The organism is Streptomyces sp. NPDC058239 (assembly GCF_042882185.1).
Taxonomy (GTDB): domain Bacteria; phylum Actinomycetota; class Actinomycetes; order Streptomycetales; family Streptomycetaceae; genus Streptomyces.
This window is the reverse complement of sequence record NZ_JBHVWS010000031.1, coordinates 32,922-54,719: the sequence shown is the minus strand read 5'-3', so window position 1 is coordinate 54,719 and position 21,798 is coordinate 32,922. Positions and strand designations below refer to the sequence as shown.

General features: G+C 69.6%; 22 protein-coding genes. 11 read left to right on the top strand and 11 right to left on the bottom strand.

Features of this window, described 5'->3' with window-relative positions; translation table 11 throughout:
* Positions 1-407: 407 nt before the first annotated feature.
* Positions 408-743 carry a WhiB family transcriptional regulator gene (locus ACFVYE_RS28445; protein ID WP_093893461.1) on the top strand — a complete coding sequence of 112 codons (336 nt, stop codon included), beginning with the start codon at positions 408-410 and terminating at the stop codon, positions 741-743.
* Between the two features lie 86 nt (positions 744-829).
* On the opposite strand, the gene ACFVYE_RS28440 is transcribed toward ACFVYE_RS28445, so the two are convergent.
* A complete protein-coding gene (locus tag ACFVYE_RS28440) occupies positions 830-1,720 on the bottom strand; it encodes a LysR family transcriptional regulator (RefSeq protein WP_383976119.1) in 891 nt (296 codons plus the stop codon).
* Positions 1,721-1,818: 98 nt separating this feature from the next.
* On the opposite strand from ACFVYE_RS28440, the gene ACFVYE_RS28435 reads away from it, so the two are divergent.
* Together ACFVYE_RS28435 and ACFVYE_RS28430 are read left to right on the top strand one after the other, a co-directional pair.
* Positions 1,819-2,493 (top strand): MOSC domain-containing protein, encoded by a 675-nt coding sequence (locus tag ACFVYE_RS28435; RefSeq protein WP_389607642.1) that lies wholly within the window; start codon positions 1,819-1,821, stop codon positions 2,491-2,493.
* Positions 2,494-2,528: 35 nt separating this feature from the next.
* Positions 2,529-3,302 carry an SDR family NAD(P)-dependent oxidoreductase gene (locus ACFVYE_RS28430; RefSeq protein WP_383976121.1) on the top strand — a complete coding sequence of 258 codons (774 nt, stop codon included), beginning with the start codon at positions 2,529-2,531 and terminating at the stop codon, positions 3,300-3,302.
* A gap of 35 nt (positions 3,303-3,337) precedes the next feature.
* Here the strand turns inward: ACFVYE_RS28430 and ACFVYE_RS28425 are convergent, their stop codons facing one another.
* A complete protein-coding gene (locus tag ACFVYE_RS28425) occupies positions 3,338-4,867 on the bottom strand; it encodes a right-handed parallel beta-helix repeat-containing protein (protein ID WP_383976123.1) in 1,530 nt (509 codons plus the stop codon).
* Positions 4,868-5,065: 198 nt separating this feature from the next.
* On the opposite strand from ACFVYE_RS28425, the gene ACFVYE_RS28420 reads away from it, so the two are divergent.
* From ACFVYE_RS28420 to ACFVYE_RS28400, 5 genes are all read left to right on the top strand, one after another.
* Positions 5,066-6,154 carry a substrate-binding domain-containing protein gene (locus ACFVYE_RS28420; RefSeq protein ID WP_389607629.1) on the top strand — a complete coding sequence of 363 codons (1,089 nt, stop codon included), beginning with the start codon at positions 5,066-5,068 and terminating at the stop codon, positions 6,152-6,154.
* 202 nt (positions 6,155-6,356) lie between these two features.
* Positions 6,357-7,685 (top strand): ABC transporter substrate-binding protein, encoded by a 1,329-nt coding sequence (locus tag ACFVYE_RS28415; RefSeq protein ID WP_383976127.1) that lies wholly within the window; start codon positions 6,357-6,359, stop codon positions 7,683-7,685.
* Positions 7,685-8,578, top strand: a complete 894-nt coding sequence (locus ACFVYE_RS28410; RefSeq protein WP_382949675.1) for a carbohydrate ABC transporter permease — start codon at positions 7,685-7,687, stop codon at positions 8,576-8,578. The genes ACFVYE_RS28415 and ACFVYE_RS28410 overlap by 1 nt, the downstream gene beginning before the upstream one ends.
* Positions 8,575-9,429, top strand: a complete 855-nt coding sequence (locus ACFVYE_RS28405) for a carbohydrate ABC transporter permease (protein ID WP_383976129.1) — start codon at positions 8,575-8,577, stop codon at positions 9,427-9,429. Before ACFVYE_RS28410 ends, ACFVYE_RS28405 begins: the two co-directional genes overlap by 4 nt.
* 35 nt (positions 9,430-9,464) lie before the next feature.
* Complete coding sequence (locus ACFVYE_RS28400) at positions 9,465-10,493, top strand: hydroxyacid dehydrogenase (protein WP_383976131.1); 1,029 nt, start codon at positions 9,465-9,467, stop codon at positions 10,491-10,493.
* Positions 10,494-10,751: 258 nt separating this feature from the next.
* On the opposite strand, the gene groL is transcribed toward ACFVYE_RS28400, so the two are convergent.
* Both groL and groES read right to left on the bottom strand, forming a co-directional pair.
* Entirely contained in the window at positions 10,752-12,377 is a 1,626-nt protein-coding gene (gene groL, locus ACFVYE_RS28395) for a chaperonin GroEL (protein ID WP_383970735.1), read from the bottom strand.
* Between the two features lie 100 nt (positions 12,378-12,477).
* Entirely contained in the window at positions 12,478-12,786 is a 309-nt protein-coding gene (gene groES, locus ACFVYE_RS28390) for a co-chaperone GroES (RefSeq protein WP_383970738.1), read from the bottom strand.
* Between the two features lie 327 nt (positions 12,787-13,113).
* Here groES and ACFVYE_RS28385 point away from each other — a divergent pair, with 327 nt between their 5' ends.
* On the top strand, positions 13,114-13,599 hold the full coding sequence (locus ACFVYE_RS28385; RefSeq protein WP_389607628.1) for a DUF6234 family protein: 486 nt from the start codon (positions 13,114-13,116) through the stop codon (positions 13,597-13,599).
* Between the two features lie 214 nt (positions 13,600-13,813).
* Here the strand turns inward: ACFVYE_RS28385 and ACFVYE_RS28380 are convergent, their stop codons facing one another.
* Positions 13,814-14,824: a polysaccharide deacetylase family protein gene (locus tag ACFVYE_RS28380; protein ID WP_383970744.1), complete on the bottom strand. Its 1,011-nt coding sequence runs from the start codon at positions 14,822-14,824 to the stop codon at positions 13,814-13,816.
* 82 nt (positions 14,825-14,906) lie between these two features.
* Between ACFVYE_RS28380 and ACFVYE_RS28375 the strand changes: the two genes are divergently transcribed.
* Positions 14,907-16,172, top strand: a complete 1,266-nt coding sequence (locus tag ACFVYE_RS28375) for a methyltransferase domain-containing protein (RefSeq protein ID WP_383970747.1) — start codon at positions 14,907-14,909, stop codon at positions 16,170-16,172.
* 16 nt (positions 16,173-16,188) lie between these two features.
* Here the strand turns inward: ACFVYE_RS28375 and ACFVYE_RS28370 are convergent, their stop codons facing one another.
* Both ACFVYE_RS28370 and ACFVYE_RS28365 read right to left on the bottom strand, forming a co-directional pair.
* Positions 16,189-16,554: a hypothetical protein gene (locus ACFVYE_RS28370; RefSeq protein WP_389607627.1), complete on the bottom strand. Its 366-nt coding sequence runs from the start codon at positions 16,552-16,554 to the stop codon at positions 16,189-16,191.
* 51 nt (positions 16,555-16,605) lie between these two features.
* Positions 16,606-17,271: a hypothetical protein gene (locus tag ACFVYE_RS28365; protein WP_383970753.1), complete on the bottom strand. Its 666-nt coding sequence runs from the start codon at positions 17,269-17,271 to the stop codon at positions 16,606-16,608.
* Between the two features lie 101 nt (positions 17,272-17,372).
* Here ACFVYE_RS28365 and ACFVYE_RS28360 point away from each other — a divergent pair, with 101 nt between their 5' ends.
* Entirely contained in the window at positions 17,373-17,993 is a 621-nt protein-coding gene (locus ACFVYE_RS28360; RefSeq protein WP_383970756.1) for a class I SAM-dependent methyltransferase, read from the top strand.
* Positions 17,994-18,016: 23 nt separating this feature from the next.
* Here ACFVYE_RS28360 and ACFVYE_RS28355 read toward each other — a convergent pair whose 3' ends face one another.
* The 4 genes from ACFVYE_RS28355 to ACFVYE_RS28340 all read right to left on the bottom strand — a co-directional run bounded on the left by ACFVYE_RS28355 (position 18,017) and on the right by ACFVYE_RS28340 (position 21,763).
* Positions 18,017-18,481: a VOC family protein gene (locus ACFVYE_RS28355; RefSeq protein WP_389607626.1), complete on the bottom strand. Its 465-nt coding sequence runs from the start codon at positions 18,479-18,481 to the stop codon at positions 18,017-18,019.
* Positions 18,482-18,558: 77 nt separating this feature from the next.
* Positions 18,559-19,830 (bottom strand): RNA polymerase sigma factor, encoded by a 1,272-nt coding sequence (locus ACFVYE_RS28350; protein WP_389607625.1) that lies wholly within the window; start codon positions 19,828-19,830, stop codon positions 18,559-18,561.
* Positions 19,831-19,871: 41 nt separating this feature from the next.
* Positions 19,872-20,237 carry a YciI family protein gene (locus ACFVYE_RS28345; protein ID WP_266358684.1) on the bottom strand — a complete coding sequence of 122 codons (366 nt, stop codon included), beginning with the start codon at positions 20,235-20,237 and terminating at the stop codon, positions 19,872-19,874.
* Between the two features lie 41 nt (positions 20,238-20,278).
* Positions 20,279-21,763: an MFS transporter gene (locus ACFVYE_RS28340; RefSeq protein WP_389607624.1), complete on the bottom strand. Its 1,485-nt coding sequence runs from the start codon at positions 21,761-21,763 to the stop codon at positions 20,279-20,281.
* Between the last annotated feature and the right edge of the window lie 35 nt (positions 21,764-21,798).

The following is a 21,798-nucleotide window of genomic DNA, read 5'->3' as shown; positions in this document are numbered from 1 at the left end:
CCTCCGCAGCTGATGCGCGTCACCTTGAGCCTCCAGGCTGTTACAAGTCGTCACCTGAGCGGTTGACGCTCTCGGACATCTGCCCGATCGCTTTTTCTGTCAACCGCCTCCGCCCTCTCAACGATGGTCACTCGAAAGAGTTACGGGTCGGACGGCCGGGTTCAGCACTCTACGTGAGGAGCCGTGCACGGAGGAGAGCGGCGCGAATCATCCAACCGTCAACCGAAACTTCACATCAAGATATGCCCTATTTGGCGGGTTTTCTTCCCTTTTACTGGTGTCTGTGGCTAGATTCGCAATCAGTCATATTTACATCTACTTACACCGTAGATGTAAATGTCATGGGCACGGTCAACAACGGACGACAACGACGATTCCGACTCAGCATGGTTTCGAGGGGACAAGCAATGGCAGATTTCTCCCGGCTTCCCGGACCCAACGCCGATCTGTGGGACTGGCAGCTGTTGGCGGCCTGCCGCGGGGTCGACAGCTCGCTGTTCTTCCACCCGGAGGGTGAACGCGGTGCGGCACGCAGCGCCCGCGAGAACTCGGCGAAAGAGGTCTGTATGCGATGCCCGGTACGTGCCGAGTGCGCAGCACACGCACTGGCGGTGCGAGAGCCCTACGGAGTGTGGGGCGGACTGACCGAGGACGAACGCGAGGAGCTCATGGGCCGGGCCCGCAACCGGCTGATCGCGGCAGCGGCGCCGTCAGGCCTTCCGTCCCCGTCGGGGCACGGCTGATCCCACCCCGCCCGGCACAACAAATACAAAAACGTTTCCGCATTTCACCCGGCCACCGAGGGGGCCGGGCCATTGGCAGGCCCCGCTCAGCGGGCGGCCGCCAGGGACAGTCGGTCGAGGGTGGCCGCCACCGCCGGCACCTGAGCCAGGTCCGGCAGGGTCAGGGCGACGATCTCGCGCTCGATGGCCGGCTCCACCGTCACCGTGCGGGCCCCCTTGGGGCGTACCGACTCGATCGCCAGCTCCGGCAGTACGGCCACCCCCAGACCGGCGCCGACCAGGCCGATCACTGCCGGGTAGTCGTCGGTCGCGAAGTCGATCCGGGGCGTGAAGCCGGACTCCTCACAGACTTCCACCAGTTGGCGACGGCAGCGCGGGCAGCCCGCGATCCACGACTCGTCGGCCAGCTCGGCGATGCCGACGGCGGCCGAACCGGCCAGCCGGTGCCCCTCGGGGACCAGGCCGATCAGCCGGTCGGTGAGCAATGGGCGTACGACCAGGTCGTCCCACTCCGCGCCGGAGGCGCCGTAACGGAACGCCAGCGCGATGTCGCAGTCGCCCTCTCGCAGCATCTCGACCGAGCGCGGCGGCTCGGCCTCCACCAGGGAGACCCGGGTGCCGGGGTGGGCCGCGCGCAGCGCGGCGAGGGCGCCGGGAACCAGCGTGGAGCTGCCGCTGGGGAACGAGACGAGCCGGACCCGGCCGGCCCGCAGCCCGGCGATCGCGGCGACCTCCTCCTCGGCGGCGGTGAGCCCGGCGAGGATTCCGGAGGCGTGCCGGACGAGGGCCTCGCCCGCCTGGGTGAGCCGCATCTCGCGTCCCGTACGGATCAGCAGGGTGGTTCCCGCAGAGGCTTCCAGGGCCTTCATCTGCTGGCTGACCGCCGGCTGGGTGCAGCCCAGTTCGCGGGCGGCGGCGGAGAACGAGCCGGTGGCGGCCACGGCGCGCAGGACACGGAGATGACGGGCTTCGATCACACTTCAACCATAAGCGATTCTTGGGTTGCGCGCGAATTATTGTCGCGCATCTTTGAGGGTGGAGTGGTTAGCGTTCTCGCATGAAGCCGATGAAGCCGATGAAGCTGCTGACTGTGAATGTGGGACGGCCCGAGGCCGTCGCCTACACCGACGCCCCCGGCGGCACGACCGGGATCGACAAACGGCCGGCCGACGGCCCCGTACGCGTCACCGACCCCGGCCCCAAGGGCACCGGGGGCAGCGGCCTGGCCGGGGACACGGTGTGCGATCTGCGCCATCACGGCGGCTCCGACCAGGCCGTGTACGCATTCGCCCGCGAGGCACTCGACGTCTGGGAGCGGGAGCTCGGCCGCCCGCTGGCCAATGGCACGTTCGGCGAGAACCTGACGACCAGCGGTCTGGACGTGAGCGGCGCGAAGATCGGCGAGCGCTGGCGGATCGGCCCCGACCTGGTCCTGGAGGTCACGTCGAGCCGGATTCCCTGCCGTACGTTCGCCGGCCATGTCGACGAGAAGCGCTGGGTCAAGCGGTTCACACAGGCGGCTGCCCCGGGCGCCTACCTGCGAGTGATCGAGCCGGGCGAGATCCGCGCCGGGGACCCGGTCGAGATCGTGCACCGGCCGGACCACGACGTCACCGTGGAGCTGGCCTTCCTGGCCTCGACGACGCGCCGGGAGCTGCTCCCGAAGCTGCTCCCGGCGCGGGACGCACTGCACCCCGAGACGCTGCGTGCCGCCCTGAAGTACGTGGAGACGGAGGCGGTGGACAACTGATCGCGGCGTGCCGGACAGGCACTAACGTGCCGCGTATGACGACTGCACTGATTACGGGCGCGACCGCAGGGATCGGAGCCGCATTCGCGCGGCGGCTCGCGGCCGATGGGCACAACCTGGTGCTGGTGGCGCGCAACACCGAGCGGCTGCGCGAGCAGGCGACCGAACTGCACGACCGGCACGGCATCGAGGCCGAGGTGCTGACGGCCGACCTGTCCGAGGACAAGGGGATCGCCGCGGTCGAAGCCCGGCTGACGGACCGTCACCAGTCGGTCGACCTGCTGGTCAACAATGCCGGGTTCGGCAACAAGGGCCGCTATCTGGATGTGCCCATGGCCGATGAGCTGAACATGCTGAAGGTGCACTGCGAGGCGGTGCTGCGGCTGACCTCGGCGGCCGCGGCCGGGATGCGGGAGCGCGGGCGGGGCGGGGTCGTCAATGTGGCCTCGGTGGCGGCGTTCGTGCCGCGCGGGACGTACGGCGCGTCCAAGGCCTGGGTCGTGCAGTTCACCCAGGGCGCGGCGAAGGACCTGGCCGGTTCGGGGGTGCGGCTGATGGCGCTGTGCCCCGGCTTCGTACGGACCGAGTTCCACGAGCGGGCCGGGATGGGGACCGGCAACATCCCGGGCTGGATGTGGCTCGACGCGGACAAGCTGGTGGCGACGGCACTGGCGGACCTGGCACGCGGTAGGTCGGTCTCGATCCCGGACCCGCGGTACAAGGCGTTGATGGGGCTCGTGAAGGTGACGCCGCGCGGCCTGCTCGGAGGGGTCACCTCCAAGACAGGCCGCAAGTACGGGCCACAGTGAGTGGGTTACCGGATCGGCGGTTACCGAACGGGCTGCTACCTCACCCCGCGGCCCGCGTAGGCGCCGATGTTGGTGGCGCCGGGCTTCAGCTCGTTGCCGAAGTAGTCCTTGCCGCCGTTGTCCTCGATGACGGCTCCGGCGGCGAGGGCGGGAGAGCCCGTACCGAGCCGGAAGTCGGGTCGGAGCTTTGGATCGGCCGTGATGCCGCCGGGGTCGGGGCGGGTCATGTCGATGCCGTAGAAGGCGTTGTGGTCGAAGGAGAGCCCGGGCGTCGGGTTCTTGAAGGCGTAGCCGCCGGTGCCCTCACTCACGAAGATGTTGTTCCGGATGGACAGTTCGTGCTGGGTGGTGGCGGGGCTGCCGGCGTCGTCCTGGACGAGGTAGCCGGGGATCTGCTCCTTGTTGTGGAAGGTGTTGTTGTAGATCTCCGTGTCGAGGATCGGGCCCCAGCAGTTCTGGATCAGGCGGGCGCCGTCGTTGCGGCTGACGTTGTAGCGGGCGACCGTGCCGATGGTCTTGGCGCCGCTGTACGGGCAGATCAGCAGGAAGCCGCCCTTGTTGTCGTGGCTGTAGTTGTACTGGAAGACCGTGTTCTGCGAGGCGCCGTCGGCGTCGAAGGACATCCCGTCATGGGTGTTGCCGCCGCCCGAGACCTCGTTGTACTCGACGGTCGTGTCGTCGGTGTTGAAGGTCCAGATGCCCGCGTTGGCGGAGGGCGAGCGCAACTGGAAGCCGTCGACCCGGTTGTGGTCGACGCGGGCACCACTGGTGGTGTCGAGCTTCATGCCGTCGCCGGCCAGGGACTTCAGCGTGTTGTGGTGGATGCGGACTCCGGTGCTCGGCGTCCACTCTCCCGGGTAGACATTCGGGTCCTGCTGCTGGCCGACCAGATCACGCTTGGAGAAGGTCGATTTGAAGTAGATGCCCTCGCGGTCGACGTCCTCGATGCGGTTGTGCCCGATGTCCAGGCCGTCGTACCGGCTCGCCTTCGTCTTGCCCTCGACCGCGATGTGGATCGCGCTGGAGCCGGACACCGTCTTGTAGTCGCCGCCGCGCACGTCGTGGATGTAGAGGCCGGAGATGTCGAAGCCGCGGGCGGTGCCGTAGTCGGTGAGGCGGAGGCGGACGCCGTTGCGCTCGCTGCCGGGGTTGTCGGCGTTGGTGATCTCCAGGGCCTTGAGGTGCACGTACTGCATGTTGGAGAGCAGCACGACATCGTGGGCGCCCGCGCCGTCCAGCTTGGCGCGGGCCGGGCCGTTGCCGTAGTCGGCGATGGTGAACGGTGCGCGGGCGGAGCCGGTTCCTTCGGGAGCGAGGGTGCCGGTGCAGGTGGCGCCGCGCTTGAAGAGCAGCCGGTCGCCGGGGCCGTAGGTGTGCGCGTTGGCCTCGGCGAGCGTGGTCCAGGGGTGCTGCTTGCTGCCGGTGGCGCCGGCCGGGGCGGCTGTGCAGTCGACATGGAAGGTACGGCCGGTGGGAGCGGCCTGTGCGGCGCTCTGGCCGGCAACGGTCAGACCGGCGGCGGCCGTCAGGGCCGCGAGCGTCGCAGCAGTGACGCGATGTCTCACAATTCCTCCGTACGAACAGTCAGGGACGGGACGAGTCGGCATCGCCGGAATCCTGGACTCGGATTGATCGAACGTCAATGGATTGCGTTTGAATGATCGAAACTCCCATCGTTCGATCACGTTGGTCTAGGGTCGGACAACGGCCCCGGCACCGGCCGGACCGGGGGCCGGGCCACACACTGCGAGGGGACTGCTGCCGTGCGCGAAAGTGCTGCTGAACGTCATGACCGCCTGCTGGGGCTGGTACGGGAAAGGGGCTCGGCCCGGGTCTCGGATCTGGCCTCGCAGCTGGGGGTCTCGCCCGTCACGGTGCGCCGGGACGTGGAGGAGCTGGCCGGCCGGGGCCTGCTCGACCGGGTCCACGGCTCGGTGTCCTGGCCGCAGGACGCCGCCCCCGCCGCCACGGGGCCCGGCGGCACCGGCACCGGCCTGGTCCTCGGCATGCTCGCGCCCTCGTCGACCTACTACTTCGCCGAGGTCATCCGTGGGGCGCACGAGGCCGCAGCCAGGGCGGGCGCCCGGCTGATCCTGCGGATCTCCGACTACCGGCCGCAGGAGGACCACGCCCGCACCGAGGGCCTGCTCTCCGCGGGCGCCGAGGGGCTGCTGGTCGCACCGGGCTGGCAGCACCCCGGCGACCCCGCCGCATTCGGCGACTGGATCGCCTCGCTGCCCGTGCCGACCGTCCTGCTGGAGCGCAGGCCCACCGCCGGATCCCCGCTGGACGGCCTGGACCGGGTCTGCTCGGACCATGCGCACGGGGTGCTGCTCGCCGTCCGCCACCTGGTGGATCTCGGGCACGGGGCGCCGCTGCTGATGGCCCGGGCGGACTCCCCGACCGCCGTCGCGGTGCGATCCGGGTACGAGGAGGCCCTGGCCGTGCTCGGGCTGCGCGCACCGCAGGACGTGATCGATTCCGTACCGGCCGAACTCGCTCCGGACGCGTTCGAACAGGCCGTGCAGGCGCTGCGTGAGGCGGTCCACTCGGGGGTGGCGACGGCGGCGCTGATCCACAACGACGTGGACGCGATCCAGGTGGTGCAGCGCCTGGCCGAGCTGGGCGTACGGGTGCCGGAAGATCTGGCGCTGATCGCGTACGACGACGAGGTGGCGGCCCTCGCGGACACCCCGCTCACGGCGGTGGCACCGCCCAAGCGCGAAGTGGGCCGTCATGCGATGGAACTGCTGGTGGAGCGGCTCGGCCAGGGCGCGGACACGCCTCGGCGTCATCTGACACTCCTCCCGCAGCTGCGAATCCGGGACTCGTGCGGAGCACCCCTCTCGTAGGCGATGAAGCAGGCGTCGAGCAGGCTCGAAGCAGGCATCCTCGCGGCCTCGCGGTCCCCTCCCGCGGGGCATTCCACCTACTTCCGTACGTAACTTATCTGATCTTTTTTCGATCAATCGCTCTTTCGCTCTTGACTTCGGTCACGGCTGGTCCAAGGATCACGGCCAACGCCAATGTCGTCGCCTGGTCAGGAGCCTCGCTGTGAGCCGCAGTTCGAGCAGAACGTCCCTCGCCGTAGTCGGCGCCGCCACCGCCCTCGCCGTTCTCACGGCCTGTGGCGGCAGCGGCGACGACAGTGCCGCCGCCGGAAGCGACGGCAAGCCCGTCAGCATCACCTTCTGGGGCTGGGCCAAGGGGTCCAAGGAGGTCGTTGACGCGTTCAACGCCTCGCACAAGAACATCAAGGTGGTGTACGAGGAGATCCCGTCCGGCAACGCGGGCGGCTACGCCAAGATCTCCAATGCGGTGAAGGCGGGCAACGCCCCCGATCTGGTCTCCATCGAGTACCCGCAGCTTCCGGAGTACGTCAGTCAGGGCGCGCTCCAGGACATCGGCCAGTACTTCACCGACGACATCAAGAAGAAGCTGCTGCCGCAGGCGGTCGAGCTGACGACGCTCGGCGGCAAGAACTGGGCCGTCCCGTTCGACGCCTCGCCGCAGTCCTTCTACTACCGCAAGGACCTGTTCGAGAAGTACGGCGTCGAGGTCCCCAAGACCTGGGACGAGTTCCGCAAGGCCGCCGAGAAGATCAAGAAGGCCGACAAGAAGGCCCGTATCGGCACCTTCTTCCCCGATGACCCGACCACGTTCCAGGCGATGGCCTGGCAGGCCGGCGCCCAGTGGTACAAGCCCGAGGGCGACACCTGGAAGGTCAGCACGGCCGACGCGGCCACCAACAAGGTCGCCGACTACTGGCAGGGCCTGCTCGACGACGACCTGATCCGCGCCAACGCCTCGTTCAGCCCCGAGTGGACCAACTCCCTGAAGAACGGCGGCACCGTCGGCTACCTCGGCGCCGCCTGGGGCGCGGGCGTCCTCAAGGGCACGCTGCCCGAGCAGAGCGGCAAGTGGGCCGTCGCCCCGATGCCCAGCTGGGACGGCAAGCCGGCCAGCGGCATGCTCGGCGGCTCCACCTTCGCGGTGACGAAGACCAGCAAGAAGGCCGAGGCCGCGGTCGAGTTCGCCACCTGGATGTCGACCACCGAGGAAGGCATCAAGGCCCGGATCGAGTCCGGCACTTCGAGCGCCTTCCCGGCCGCGGCGGCGCTGCGCCCGGTGGCGAAGAAGGCCTTCGACGCGGACTTCTACGGCGGCGAGGACATCTACCAGGTGTTCGAGGACGCCGCGACGTCCATCGGCCCCGACTGGAACTGGGGCCCGACGACCGGCACGACGAACACCACCATCAAGGACCAGTTCGGCAAGGTCGCCGGCGGCGGCACCACCATCAAGGACGCGGTGAAGGCCGGGCACGACGCCACGGTCGCCGAGCTGAAGAAGCGCGGTCTGAAGGTCGAGGACGCAGGCTGATGAAGCGCGCCCGGACGACCAGAGCCGCCGCCATCCTGCTGGGGCCCTTCTTCGTACTGTTCACCGTGGCCATGGTGCTGCCGATCGGATACGCGGTCTGGCTCAGCCTGTTCACCGAGAAACAGTCCGGCCTGGGCTTCGGCGGCACCGAGACCGTCTTCAGCGGACTCGACAACTACACGGCGGCCCTGGGCGACCGGGCGTTCCGCGAGGGCTTCGGCGTACTTCTCGGATACTGCCTGTTCTACATTCCGCTGCTGCTCATCGGGGCCCTCGCCCTCGCCCTGCTGCTGGACTCCGCACTGGCCCGCGCCCGCCGGTTCTTCCAGCTCGCGCTCTTCCTGCCGCACGCCGTGCCCGGCATCATCGCCGCGCTGATCTGGGTCTACCTCTACACACCCCAGCTCAGCCCGGTGGTCAGCGCCATGGAGTCCGGCGGAATCGGCTTCGACTTCTTCTCGCCCGAGGGCGCCCTCCCCTCCATCGTCAACATCGCCCTGTGGGAGTGGCTCGGCTACAACATGGTGATCTTCTATGCCGCGTTGCAGGCAATCGACCGCTCCGTACTCGAAGCGGCCACGGTCGACGGGGCCGGTGCCTGGCGCATCGCACTCAGCATCAAGGTCCCGCTGATCCGCGCCTCGGTCGTGATGGTCGCGCTGTTCACGGTCATCGGCTCGCTCCAGCTGTTCACCGAGCCGCTGATCCTCAACAAGGGGACCGGTTCCGCCGTCTCCTCCACCTGGACGCCGAACATGTACGCCTACACCGCGGCCTTCGAACGCAACGACTACGGTCTCGCCGCGGCCGCCTCCATCCTGCTGGCGCTCACGGCCGCGCTGCTGTCCTTCGTCGTCACCCGCTTCACCGGCCGGAAGGGCAAGAAAGCATGAACTCCCCCGCCTCCCGCGGCCGCTGGATGTCGAAGACCGCGGTCAACGGCTTCCTTCTGCTCGCCGTCGTCTACATGCTCTTCCCCCTCGTCTGGCTGGTCACCGCCGCCACGAAGGACACCGGCGGTCTGCTCGCGGGCAACGCCTTCTCCTTCGATGGCTTCAACCTCGGCGAGAATCTGTCGAACCTGGCCTCCTACGGCGACGGCATCTACTTCCGCTGGTACCTCAACAGCCTCTTCTACGCGGGCGGCGGGGCCATCGTCTGTTCGCTGATCTGTGTCGCCGCGGGGTATGCCTTCGACAAGTACGAATTCCGGGGCAAGGAGAAGCTGTTCGGCCTCGTGCTGATGGGCGTGCTCGTCCCCACCACCGCACTCGCGCTGCCGATGTATCTTCTGGCCTCCAAGACCGGCCTGGTCAACACATACTGGTCCGTGCTGATCCCGGTGCTCGTCAATCCCTTCGGCGTGTATCTCGCCCGGGTGTTCAGCACCGGCTACATACCGAACGAGGCCCTGGAGGCCGCCCGTATCGACGGGGCCGGCGAGCTGCGCGTCTTCTGGTCCATCGGGCTGCGCATGGTCATGCCGGGCTTCGTGACCGTCTTCCTCTTCCAGTTCACCGCGATCTGGAACAACTTCTTCCTCCCCCTCGTGATGCTCTCGGACCGCAAGCTCTTCCCGCTGAGCCTCGGTCTGTACTCCTGGAACACCAACACCCACGGCGAGCCGAGCTTCTATCCGCTCGTCGTCACCGGCTCCCTCCTCGCCGTCATCCCCCTGATCGTCGCCTTCGTCTCGCTGCAGCGGCACTGGAAGGCCGGTCTGACCGCCGGCAGCGTCAAGTGACTCTCACGCGAGACCTGAGGAGTACGAGTTCCACCATGCCCCACGCCACTGACAACCGGCCGACGGCCCTGCTCGCGATGGGCCCCGGCATCGCCGGACGCCTCCTCGCCGACCGCCACCGCACCCGGCTGGCGACCCTCACCCGTACCGATCCACACCTCGTCGCCCACGACCTGGCCGACCCGACACCCGAGGTGGCCGCCGCGCTCGCCGATGCCGAGGTGCTGTTCACCTGCTGGGGTGCGACGCCGCTCACCGCCGAGGTGCTGACGGCCGCACCCCGACTGCGGGCCGTGGTGCACGCGGCCGGTTCCGTGAAGCACCACATCACGGACGCCTGCTGGGAGCGCGGGATCGCCGTCACCTCGGCGGCCGGGGCCAACGCGCTGCCGGTTGCCGAATTCACGCTCGCCGCGATCCTCTTCGCGGGCAAGCGCATCCTGCACTCCGCGGATCGCTATCGCGCCCTGCGCGCCGACCACGACTGGCTCGCGGAGCTCGACGGCTCCGGCAACTACCGCCGTACGGTCGGCATCGTCGGCGCCTCCCGCATCGGCCGGCGCGTGATCGAGCTGCTGCGCCCCTTCGACCTGGACGTCCTGCTCTACGACCCGTACGTGGACGGTCCGGAGGCGGCGCGGCTCGGTGTGCGGCTCACCTCGCTCGACGAGCTGTGCGCGAGCAGCTCGGTCGTATCCGTGCACGCACCGCAGATCCCGGAGACGCACCATATGATCGGCGCCGCGCAGCTGTCGGCCATGGCGACCGGGACGACGCTGATCAACACGGCGCGGGGATCACTGATCGACGAGGAGTCGCTGCTGCCCGAGCTGACCAACGGGCGGCTGCACGCGGTGCTGGATGTGACGGAGCCCGAACTTCCGCCTGCACAGTCGCCGTTGTACGACCTGCCGAATGTGCTGCTCACTCCGCATGTCGCGGGTTCGCTGGGCGATGAGCTGCACCGGATGGCCGACCAGGCGCTGGACGAGTTGGAGCGGTTCGCGGCCGGTCTGCCCTTCGCGGACCCGGTCCGGGCGGGGGCGCTGCCGCGCTCGGCGTGACGGGGGCTCTGTCCCCTGCCCGCCTCTTCCCCGCAGTACCGTTATGCGGCTCCGCCGCGTGGGGGCTCCGCCCCGGACCCCGGTCCGGGGCCGCCGGACAAGCCGAAAGATGCCCTCGATCCCGCCATGGCCTTGAGATCTCCCCATGGCCTTGAGGGCATGGGAGACTGCCTCGGCGGGCTCGATTCGGCAGCACGTACCGAGGCCCGGTACCCCGCAACGGGGTACCGGGCCGCAGTGGCTGAGCAGAGCTACACGCTAGTGCGAGTGGCCGTGGCCGCCGTGACCGGCCTCGGCCTCTTCCTCGGCCGGCTTCTCGACGACCAGCGTCTCGGTCGTGAGCAGCAGCGACGCGATGGACGCGGCGTTCTCCAGCGCGGAGCGGGTGACCTTGACCGGGTCGATGACGCCGGCCTTCACCAGGTCGCCGTACTCGCCGGTCGCGGCGTTGAAGCCCTGGCCCTTGTCGAGCTCGGAGACCTTCGAGGTGATGACGTAACCCTCGAGGCCGGCGTTCTCGGCGATCCAGCGCAGCGGCTCGACGGCGGCGCGGCGCACGACCGCGACACCGGTGGCCTCGTCGCCGGTCTTGCCGAGGTTGCCCTCAAGAACCTTGACGGCGTGGACCAGAGCGGAGCCACCACCGGAGACGATGCCCTCCTCGACCGCGGCGCGGGTCGCGGAGATGGCGTCCTCCAGACGGTGCTTCTTCTCCTTGAGCTCCACCTCGGTGGCGGCACCGACACGGATCACGCACACGCCGCCGGCCAGCTTCGCGAGGCGCTCCTGGAGCTTCTCGCGGTCCCAGTCGGAGTCCGTGGCGTCGATCTCGGCCTTGATCTGGTTGACCCGGCCCTTGACGTCGCCGGGCTCGCCGCCGCCGTCCACGATCGTCGTGTCGTCCTTGGAGACGGTGACGCGGCGGGCGGTGCCCAGCACGTCCAGACCGGCCTGGTCGAGCTTGAGGCCGACCTCCTCGGCGATGACGGTCGCACCGGTGAGGGTGGCGATGTCGCCGAGCATGGCCTTGCGGCGGTCACCGAAGCCCGGGGCCTTCACCGCGACGGCGTTGAAGGTGCCACGGATCTTGTTGACGACCAGGGTCGACAGCGCCTCGCCCTCGACGTCCTCGGCGATGATCAGCAGCGGCTTGGAGCCACCGGCCTGGATGACCTTCTCCAGCAGCGGGAGCAGCTCCTGGATCGAGCCGATCTTGCCCTGGTGGATCAGGATGTACGGGTCGTCGAGGACGGCCTCCATACGCTCCTGGTCGGTCACCATGTACGGGGACAGGTAGCCCTTGTCGAAGGCCATGCCCTCGGTGAAGTCGAGGTCCAGACCGAAGGTGTTGGACTCCTCGACGGTGATGACACCGTCCTTGCCGACCTTGTCCATCGCGTCCGCGATGAGCTCGCCGACCTGCGGGTCCTGCGCGGAGAGCGCGGCCACGGCGGCGATGTCGGACTTGTCGTCGATCGGGCGGGCGGTCGCGAGGAGCTCCTCGGACACGGCCTTGACCGCGGCGTCGATGCCCTTCTTCAGGGCGGCCGGGGAAGCACCCGCGGCGACGTTGCGCAGACCCTCGCGGACGAGCGCCTGGGCCAGCACGGTGGCGGTGGTCGTACCGTCACCCGCCACGTCGTTGGTCTTGGTCGCCACCTCCTTCACCAGCTGGGCACCGAGGTTCTCGTACGGGTCGTCGAGCTCGACCTCGCGCGCGATGGTGACACCGTCGTTGGTGATGGTGGGAGCGCCGAACTTCTTGTCGATGACGACGTTGCGGCCCTTGGGGCCGATCGTCACCTTGACCGTGTCGGCAAGCTTGTTGACGCCGCGCTCAAGGGCGCGACGGGCGTCCTCGTCGAACTTCAGAATCTTCGCCATGGGAGCTGAGCTTTCCTCTCAAACGAACTGCGCCCCCGACCACCCGGCTGGTTATTTCGCAGGGGGCCAGGGGCGCAGAACAGAAGCAAACGTGGGTGAATTACTTCTCGATGATCGCGAGCACGTCGCGAGCCGAGAGGACGAGGTACTCCTCGCCGTTGTACTTCACCTCGGTGCCGCCGTACTTGCTGTACAGCACGACGTCGCCGGTCTTGACGTCGAGCGGAAGGCGCTCGCCGTTCTCGAAGCGGCCCGGGCCCACGGCCAGGACGACGCCCTCCTGGGGCTTCTCCTTGGCGGTGTCCGGAATGACCAGGCCGGAGGCCGTGGTCTGCTCGGCGTCGAGCGGCTGGACCACAATGCGGTCCTCGAGCGGCTTGATCGCAACCTTGGAGCTAACGGTCGACACGATCCGGTCTCCCCCTTCGGAGATCTCACGGGGTTAAGAGTCTTTGAGTGGCGACCAGGTGGATCCGTCGTCGCGGGTGCCGGACCTGCCAGTCGCACAGTACTGCTGGCACTCTCCAGTGGTGAGTGCCAGCACCGAGACTATGACCGGGATTAGCACTCGGTCAAGCGGAGTGCCAATTCAGCCAGTCGTGGCGTCATGTGGGCCCCGCTCGCGCACGGTGCGACGGGGCGCAGATCGCATGCGGCCGCCCGGACAATGCAAAGGTCCGGACAACATAGGGACAACGCAGGGACGGACCGCACCGTTCCGCACGACTGTGGGTTCATGCTCGAACCTCCGTACCAGCCGTCGAACCCGCTCCCGCATCGCCCCTCGGCCGCGCAGGACTCCTCGCGCCCGGTGAACGGCTGCCTCGATGTGCTGCTGGGTCTGCTGCTGGTGGTCCTGGAGGGGCTGATCTGTGCGGGCGTCCTCTATTACCTGATCCTCGCGCGGTGGGACCCCGACGGTCGGGAGCCGACGAGGCCGCCGCCGATGTACTGGACGCCCGTCCTCGTCCTCGGCGGGATCGCCGCGGCGATCTGCCTGCTCGCCGTGGTGCTGATCCGCGCGAACCGGCCCTGGGCGGGCGCGGTCCAGATCCTGGCCGCGCTCCTGCTGTGCGTGGTGGCGGCACTGATCGGGCACGAGGACTACCGCCGCTCGCACCCGGCGCCGGCCTCCGCTCCTTCGTACGATCCCGGGCGGCCCGGCGACCGGTGCCTCAGCGGTGGTGGCGACAACCGCGAGTGCCTGGACTCCTTCAGCTGATGGCATGCGACGACGACCGGCGACCCCGGCGCCCCGTGATCGCCGTGCGGACGCGCCGGCGGGCCCGCCGCGGGGGCCGGTTTCGGGTGGATCACCTTCTGTGCGGCCTTGCGGCCCAGCCGTTCGATCGGGTCCACCGACTGTGCGCACCCGGCGGTGGCGGCCAGCAGCGCACCGGCTGTCAGCAGTCCGGCGAGCAGCCGATGCACCCTTCTCATACGTAGTCCTCCAGCCGGGCCACGGCGTACCCCTTGTCCGTGATGGTCTTCATGACCGCCCGGACCAGGTCGGCCATGCTGCCGCCCCAGTCCTTCCGGCCCCGGAAGTGCGTGAGGATGATGTCTCCGGGGTGCAGGTCCTGGTCCACCTCGCGCCACTCCATGTGGTCCGGGAACGCCTCCGCGTTCCAGAGCGGTACGGCCTTGATGCCGCAGGACTTCGCGATGCGGAGCGTGTCCCCGTTGTAGTTGCCGTACGGCGGACGGAAGAGAGTGGGCCGCTGCCCGTAGTGCTTCTCGATGATGGCCTGCTGGTCGCAGATCTCGCTCTTCTGCTCGCTGTACGAGAGTCCGGGCAGGTAACGGTGGTTGAGCGTGTGGTTGTTGAGGCCGACACCCAGCCGCTGCATCTCCAGGAAGTACCCATAGCTGTCGCGCACCAGGTAGTCGCTGAGAAACGCGCTGTACGGGATGTCCAACTCGTCCATCATCTGCAGCAGTTCGGGATCCTTCTCGGCACCGTCGTCCATCGTCAGGAAGACGACCCGGTCCTTGGTCGGGACGCTGGTGAAGACCGGGGGCAGCGAGTCGTCGCCGCCGTTGACCTCGAACCCCTCGCGGGTGGTGATGTGCGGCTTCACGGCAGGCGGCAGGGGTGCGATCAGCGGCGGCCTGTCCAGCCCCCACTTCTTGGCGAGGGCCGCCCGCACGGCCGGGCCGAACCTCGCGTTCTCACGGGGCCCGGCGGGTGCGCCGCCCTGGCCGGCCCGCTGTCCGGGGCCCGCCCCCAGCCCGGGAACGCCCGGCGGTCCGGCGGCAGGCAGGGCCCGGTGCTCGTCGCCGTCGCCGGAGGAGGCGCAGCCGGAGCAGACCGCGGCGAGCAGGAGTGCGGCCAGGACCGCACAGGCCGGCCGATGCCTGCCGGGGCCCCGCCCGCCCCCCGGTTCAGGGATGCCCGATCCGCTCCTTTTCATGGTTAATTTTTCCTTTTGTCGTACAAGTTGCATGGCGTCGCATACTGCCAGCACGTGAGGGGCGCCCCGGCCCGACACCGCCACCGGGCCCTCCGGTCAACCCGGCTGGCTCACAATGGGGCGGGTGAACGCCTTCGCCCCGAACGACCCGTCCGACGCCGACGACCGGTCCGACGCCCCCGACCCGTCCGGCCCCCTCGCCGCTTTCATGGCCCTGCGCACCCCCGAGGGCGCGGCGCTCCTGGACGGGCTGCGGTCGTACGACCCCGCCCAGGAGCTCGCCACCGCCACCCGGCTGCGCCGCACCCACCCCGCCTCGCTGGTCTCGGCAGCGCTGGGGCAGGCGCGGCTGCGGCAGCGGGCAGTGGCGAAATTCGGTGCCGAGGACGCGTACCGGATGTTCTTCACACCGAACGGCGTCGAGCAGGCGACACGTACGTCGGTGGCCACCCATCGCGCACAGCGGTTCGCGGCGGCGGGCGGGGTGCGGAGCGTCGCCGATCTCTGCTGCGGGATCGGCGGCGACGCGATCGCGCTCGCACGGGCGGGTATCTCCGTCCTCGCGGTGGACCGCGACCCGCTCACCGCCGAGGTGGCCCGTGCCAACGCCGCCGCGCTCGGCCTGGACGGTCTGATCGAGGTGCGGTGCGCCGATGTCACCGAGATCGACACCTCGCCCTACGACGCGGTCTTCGTCGACCCGGCCCGGCGTGGCGGCAGGGGCAGGATCTTCGACCCCGAGGCGTACTCGCCGCCGCTCTCCTGGGCGACCGGCGCCGCGCTCAAGGCGCCCCGTGCCGCGCTGAAGATCGCCCCCGGCATCCCGCACGAGGCGATCCCTGCGCAGGCGGAGGCCGAGTGGATCTCGGACGGCGGTGACGTGAAGGAGGCGGTGCTCTGGTTCGGCGAGGGCTTCGCGGCCGGTTCCTACCGCGCCACCGTGCTTCCGGCCCGCGCCACCCTGTGGTCCGGCGCCCCACTGCCCGCCCCGCCCGTCGGCCCGGTCGGCCGCTATCTGTACGAGCCGGACGGCGCCGTCATCCGCGCCCATCTGGTCGCCGACATCGTGGCGCGGTCGGGCGGCCGACTGATCGACGAGACCATCGCATACGTCACGAGCGACCAGCCGTACGACTCCCCGTACACCGCCGGGTACGAGATCACCGACCGGCTGCCGTTCAACATGAAGAAGCTCAAGGCGCTGCTGCGGGAGCGGAAGGTCGGCGTCCTGACGGTGAAGAAGCGCGGCTCGGCCGTCGAACCGGAGGAGCTGCGCCGCAGGATGAAGCTTCAGGGGCCGAACGCCGCGACGGTCTTCCTGACCCGGGTGGCCGGAGCCCCCACGATGCTGATCGGCCACCCGGTGACCGGACCCGCCTGACCGACGGGGGCGGCCATCAGGCCAGGTCGGTCAGGTCCTCGGCGTACACCTGCGAGAGCGGCTGAGGACCCACGTACTGCTGGCAGTTGCACTGCCCCGACTCGAAGCGGACCGGCTTCTTGGACTCGTCCCAGGCGGTCGGCACCTCGACCCGCTCATGGCACTTGCCCTGCTTGTCGTGCTTGGCGAGATGGTGCGTGCAGCCGCAGACCGGCTCCGGTGGCTTGTGGGCCGCTTCGGCGGCCAGCCGCTCCTGCTTGGTCGCCTCCAGCAACTCCAGCTTGCGGGTGTGCCGGTTGCGCAGCGCGGTACGGACGTTGTCGACGGCCCATCCGAAGCCGCCCGTCCAGAAGATGATGAGCACCCACCAGTACCACTCCATGCGGCACTCCCCCCTGCGTGACTCATGTATCCGGTCAGGATAGGTCCGGAGTCAGCGGTGCGCGCCGCCCCCGACGGAGAACAGCGGCTCCGGAGCGGGCGCTCCGATCAGTACCCGCAGCACCCAACGGCGGTGGGCGAACGCCTTGGTGATGCCGATCAGCCCGACGATCCAGCCGGTCATCCCGAGTCCCACGACCAGGGAGACCAGCCCGAAACTGTCCCGGGCCGCCTCATCGGTCGCCGGGACGGCGATGCACGCGTACAGCCCGAGTGCGCACAGCGCGAAGGACATCAGCAGCCAGACGAGGCTGACGCCCGGCATCCGCAACCGCGCGTCGCGCACCGGATCGCGGTCCAACTCGCCCCAGGCGGCGAGCAGCCGGCGGACGTCGAGGTCGCGGCGCAGACCGATGACGACGAGGACGATCGCGGGCACCATGCAGCAGACGCCCATGCCGGCGAGGATCACACCGAGCAAGGCGCTGAAGGGGTCGTACGTCTCCTCCAGCGTGATGAGCGCCGCGCCCACCAGCGACCAGCCCACCGCACAGAGCGCTCCCCACAGCCACAGCGCCACCAGCCGCCCCGGTGAGACATGCATCTTCACCAACTCCCCGAGCAGCACGGCCCGGTCGGCGAGCAGCGCCTCACGGTCGGGCCAGGTACGTATCTCCACGGGCGGTGGGGGCGGCGGCAGTTGTGCACGGCGAAACATGGGCCCGACCCTACCGACCGGCCCCCCTACCCCCTGCGGGGGGCACAGTGCATCGGGCCCGCCGGAGTGCCATGCTGGAAAGGGACATACGGAGGTTCGCGATGGGGTTCTATGTCGAGCGGATCGTGCCCCGGATCGCCGATGCCGTCGGCGGAATGAAGTCGGCCGAGCCGCTGCGGCGACGGGTCTGCGAGGGCCTGTACGGCGAGATCATCGAGATCGGGTTCGGTTCCGGGCACAACATTCCGTTCTACCCGAATGCCGTCACCGACGTGGCCGCGGTCGAGCCGTCCGATCTCGGCTGGAAGCTGGCCCGTGACCGTATCGACGCGGGGCACACCCCGGTGCGGCGCGCCTGTCTGGACAGCCGGTACCTGCCGTTCGAGGACGACACCTTCGACGGCGCCCTGTCCACGTGGACGCTGTGCACCATCCCCGACGCCGATGCGGCGCTGCACGAGGTGCGGCGGGTCCTCAAGCCCGGCGCGACCCTGCACTTCCTGGAGCACGGGCTGGCGCCGGAGGAGGACGAGAACGTACGCCGCTGGCAGCGCCGCCTCGATCCGCTGGAGCGGCGGCTCTTCGCCGGGTGCCGTCTGACCCGGCCGATCGCCGAGATGCTGACGGCCGCGGGGTTCACGATCGTCGACCTCGAAGTGTTCTACGAGAAGGGCGCGCCGAGGCCGCTGGGCGCCGACTCGATGGGCGTCGCCGCGCCCTGAGCGGCCTGTGCCGGGGGCGGGTTTCAGGCGTTGCGCAGCGCCTCGATGTCCAGCTTCGTCATGCCGAGCATCGCCTTCATCGCCCGCTCGGCCTTCGCCGGGTCCGGGTCGGACAGCGCCTCGTTCATCCCCTGCGGAACGAGCTGCCAGGACAGGCCGTACTTGTCCTTGAGCCAGCCGCACCGCCCCTCCTCGCCGCCCTCGGTGAGCCTGGACCACAGGGTGTCCACCTCTTCCTGCGAGGCACAGTCCACGGACAGCGAGATCGCCTCGGTGAAGGGGAACCGGGGACCGCCGTTGAGCGCGATGTACTCCTGGCCGGCCAGGAGGAAGTCGACGGTCATGACCTTGCCCGTCTCGCCCGGCGCCGCCTCGTTGTAGTACGTCGTGTTCAGCACCTCCGAGTCGCCGCCGAAGACGGAGATGTAGTGATTCGCGGCTTCCTCGGCCTGGTTGTCGAACCACAGGAAGGTCTTGATCTTCTGCATGGTCTGCTCCTGTCGGACGGTGCGGAGTCGGATGGTGCCGAAGCCTGTGCAGGGTGGACCGGTCCGGCGCCCGGAACTCATCGGCCGTCGCGGTCCTGAAGTGCCGCGCGGTCCAGGAGCATTGCGCGTTCCCGTTCATTCCGGGTCAGTCCGGCCGCCCGTACGAACTCCGCCCGCGCCTCGTCCGTACGGCCCGTCCTGGCCAGCAGATCGCCGCGGACGCTGGGCAGCAGGTGATAGTCCTTGAGCGCCGGGTCGTCGGCCAGCTCGTCGACCAGGGCGAGGCCGGCCGCCGGGCCCTGTGCCATCGAGACCGCCACGGCCCGGTTGAGCCCGACGACCGGGGAGGGTGCGATCACGGCGAGGCGGTCGTAGAGGGCGGCGATGGTCGTCCAGTCCGTGTCCTCGTACGTCACCGCCCGGGCATGGCACGCGGCGATCGCGGCCTGCACGGCGTACGGGCCGAGACCGGCGCCCTCCTCCCTCGCGGCCACGGCCCGCTCCAGGGCCGCGACACCGCGCCGGATCAGCAGGTGGTCCCAGCGGGCCCGGTTCTGGTCGGCGAGCAGCACCGGCGCGCCGTCCGGCCCGGTCCTGGCGGCGGTGCGCGAGGCCTGGAGTTCCAGCAGCGCGACCAGGCCGTGGACCTCGGGCTCCTGCTCCATCAGGCCCGCGAGCACCCGGGCCAGCCGCAGCGCGTCCTCGCACAGCGCCGGGCGCAGCCAGTCATCGCCCGCGGTCGCCGCATACCCCTCGTTGAAGATCAGGTAGATGACTTCGAGCACGGAATCGAGGCGGACGGCGCGCTCGGGTCCGTAGGGCACCTCGAAGGGGACGCCCTCCCGGCCCAGGGTCCGTTTCGCCCGGACGATGCGCTGGGCGACGGTCGGTTCGGGGGCCAGGAACGCGCGGGCGATCTCATCGGTGGTGAGCCCGCCGAGCAGCCGCAGGGTGAGGGCGATCCGGGCCGCGGTGGAGAGCACCGGATGGCAGGCAGTGAAGATCAGCCGGAGCAGGTCGTCGTCGATGTCGTCCGCTTCGGCGGGTTCGGGCGGCGGCACGTCCTCCAGGGCCCGCCCGACCTCGGCCAGCTTGCGCGCGTACGTTTCCTTGCGGCGTACGAGATCGATCGCGCGGTGTCTGGCGGTGGCCATGAGCCAGGCGCCCGGCAGGTCCGGGACACCTGACTCCGGCCACTGTTCCAGCGCGGCCACCAGGGCGTCCTGCGCGAGTTCCTCGGCGATGCCCACGTCCCGCACGATGCGGGTGACACCTGCGATGATCCGCGCGGACTCGATCCTGAAGACCGCTTCGACCGCCGTCCTCGCGCTTGCTGCCGTCACGGTCACTCATCAGAGCAGCCGTGCCGGGAAGCGGCAAGCGCGACCGGTCAGAGGCCCGTGGCCTCGTCGATCTGGCGGACCTCGGAGGTGACGGTCCAGTTCGCCGGGTGGATCTGCAGGAACCGCTTGGTCCATTCCAGGGCCTCGGCCTTGTCCTTGGCCTGGAGGATGGCGTAGCCGCCGACGACCTCCTTGGTCTCCGTGAAGGGACCGTCGGTACAGCTGAGCTTGCCGCCGGACCAGGTGACCCTCGTGCCCTGGGCGGTCGGGGTGAGCCCGGCCGTCTCCAGCATGACCCCGGCCTTGGTGATCTCCTCGAACAGGGCACCCATGCGCTTCTCGAACTCGGGGCCCGGATTCTCGGAGGGGAGGTTCTGCTCATCGATGCGGATCAGCGACATGAAGCGGGGCATGGTGACTCCTCGATCGGAGGGGCGGGGTCTTTCCCCGCCTCTCACCCTTGCGTCGAACGGGAGACGGCCGGATCGACAGCTCCACCGGAATTCTTCTGAGAATCTTCCGGAGCGGCCACCGGGGCGGCCACCGGAGGAGTCCGTTCCAGTGCCGGGAGCAGCACCAGGGCCGCCAGCGCCGCCGCCGCGAGCAGCCCCGCGCAGACCCAGAACGCCGCCGCGTACCCCGCCGCCAGATCGGCCGGCCGCCCCCCGCCGCCGGTGACCTGGGCGGCGACGGTGACCAGGACCGCGAGCCCCAGCGAGCCGCCGACCTGGCGGGCGCTGTTCAGCAGTCCGGAGGCCATCCCCGTCTCGTCGGACGCGACGTCGGTCGTGGCCGCGGTGCCGAGCGGCACGAAGCACATCCCGATGCCGAAGCTGCAGACCAGGGACGGGCCGAGGATCGAGTACAGGAAGCTGCCGTCCGCCCGCGCCGTCGCCGCGAACCCGGCGAGACCGACCGCGGCAAGACCACCGCCCACTGCCAACAGCCGCCGGGTGCCGAGCGCCGCGACCGTACGGGTGGCGACGAGCGAGCCCGCTACGACGCCCGCCGAGAACGGCAGGAACGCGGCACCGGCGGCGGTCGGCCCGTAACCGAGCACCTGCTGCATGTAGAGCGAGGCGAAGTAGAACGCGGCGAACTGCCCCGAGCTCAGCAGCAGGCAGAAGAGATTCGCGCTCAGGACCGGCCTCCCCTTCAGCAGACCGAGGCGCAGCAGCGGAGTCCCGGCCCGCAGCTCGACGGCGGCGAAAGCTGCCAGCAGGAGCACGGCGGCACCGAGTGTGCTCAGCGTCTGTGCCGACCCCCATGGGTGGCTCGATGTGCGTACGAGCCCGAGGACCAGCAGGGCTGTACCGGCGGTTGCCAGCAGCGCTCCGGCCACATCGAGCCGGGCGCCGGTCCGGGCGGGGCGGCTCTCCAGCCCGGCGCGTACGGATCCCGCCAGCGCGAACACCACGATCGGCACATTCACCAGCATCACCGCACGCCAGCTCGCCGCATCGGTGAGCACCCCGCCGGCGAGCACGCCCACCGCACCGCCCGCCGCACCCGCCATGCCCCACAGCCCCAGGGCACGGGAGCGGGCGGGCCCGGCCGGGAAGGCGATGGCGATCAGGGCGAAGGCGACCGGGGCGAGCGCGGCCGCACCGATCCCCTGGACCGCCCGTGCGGCGATCAGCCCACCGGGCGACCATGCGAGTCCCCCGGCCAGACTCGCCACGCCGAACAGCACCAGGCCCGCCGTCAGGACCCGGCTGCTGCCGATCAGGTCGGCGAGACGCCCACCGAGCATCAACAGCCCGCCGAACGCCAGCGCATAGGCGTTCACCACCCAGAGGAGCCCCTCCTCGGTGAAGCCGAGATCGCGTCGCATGTCCGGCAGCGCGACGTTCACCACGGACATGTCCAACGCCACCATGAACTGCACGATGAGAGCCACCATCAGCAGCCAACGCACGTGCCGTGACTGGTCGTTCATGACTTCCCCTTCCCTCGCGGTCACTCGGTCGAGCC

Bases quoted from the DNA above. Each gene is read 5' to 3' on its own strand.
- ACFVYE_RS28445 (WP_093893461.1), top strand. From the start codon at position 408: ATGGCAGATTTCTCCCGGCTTCCCGGACCCAACGCCGATCTGTGGGAC.
- ACFVYE_RS28340 (WP_389607624.1), bottom strand. From the start codon at position 21,763: ATGAACGACCAGTCACGGCACGTGCGTTGGCTGCTGATGGTGGCTCTC.
- ACFVYE_RS28360 (WP_383970756.1), top strand. From the start codon at position 17,373: ATGGGGTTCTATGTCGAGCGGATCGTGCCCCGGATCGCCGATGCCGTC.
- ACFVYE_RS28400 (WP_383976131.1), top strand. From the start codon at position 9,465: ATGCCCCACGCCACTGACAACCGGCCGACGGCCCTGCTCGCGATGGGC.
- ACFVYE_RS28405 (WP_383976129.1), top strand. From the start codon at position 8,575: ATGAACTCCCCCGCCTCCCGCGGCCGCTGGATGTCGAAGACCGCGGTC.
- ACFVYE_RS28345 (WP_266358684.1), bottom strand. From the start codon at position 20,237: ATGCCCCGCTTCATGTCGCTGATCCGCATCGATGAGCAGAACCTCCCC.
- ACFVYE_RS28365 (WP_383970753.1), bottom strand. From the start codon at position 17,271: ATGTTTCGCCGTGCACAACTGCCGCCGCCCCCACCGCCCGTGGAGATA.
- ACFVYE_RS28430 (WP_383976121.1), top strand. From the start codon at position 2,529: ATGACGACTGCACTGATTACGGGCGCGACCGCAGGGATCGGAGCCGCA.
- ACFVYE_RS28355 (WP_389607626.1), bottom strand. From the start codon at position 18,481: ATGCAGAAGATCAAGACCTTCCTGTGGTTCGACAACCAGGCCGAGGAA.
- ACFVYE_RS28410 (WP_382949675.1), top strand. From the start codon at position 7,685: ATGAAGCGCGCCCGGACGACCAGAGCCGCCGCCATCCTGCTGGGGCCC.
- ACFVYE_RS28380 (WP_383970744.1), bottom strand. From the start codon at position 14,824: ATGCAACTTGTACGACAAAAGGAAAAATTAACCATGAAAAGGAGCGGA.
- groL (WP_383970735.1), bottom strand. From the start codon at position 12,377: ATGGCGAAGATTCTGAAGTTCGACGAGGACGCCCGTCGCGCCCTTGAG.
- ACFVYE_RS28370 (WP_389607627.1), bottom strand. From the start codon at position 16,554: ATGGAGTGGTACTGGTGGGTGCTCATCATCTTCTGGACGGGCGGCTTC.
- ACFVYE_RS28385 (WP_389607628.1), top strand. From the start codon at position 13,114: ATGCTCGAACCTCCGTACCAGCCGTCGAACCCGCTCCCGCATCGCCCC.
- ACFVYE_RS28375 (WP_383970747.1), top strand. From the start codon at position 14,907: ATGGGGCGGGTGAACGCCTTCGCCCCGAACGACCCGTCCGACGCCGAC.
- ACFVYE_RS28435 (WP_389607642.1), top strand. From the start codon at position 1,819: ATGAAGCTGCTGACTGTGAATGTGGGACGGCCCGAGGCCGTCGCCTAC.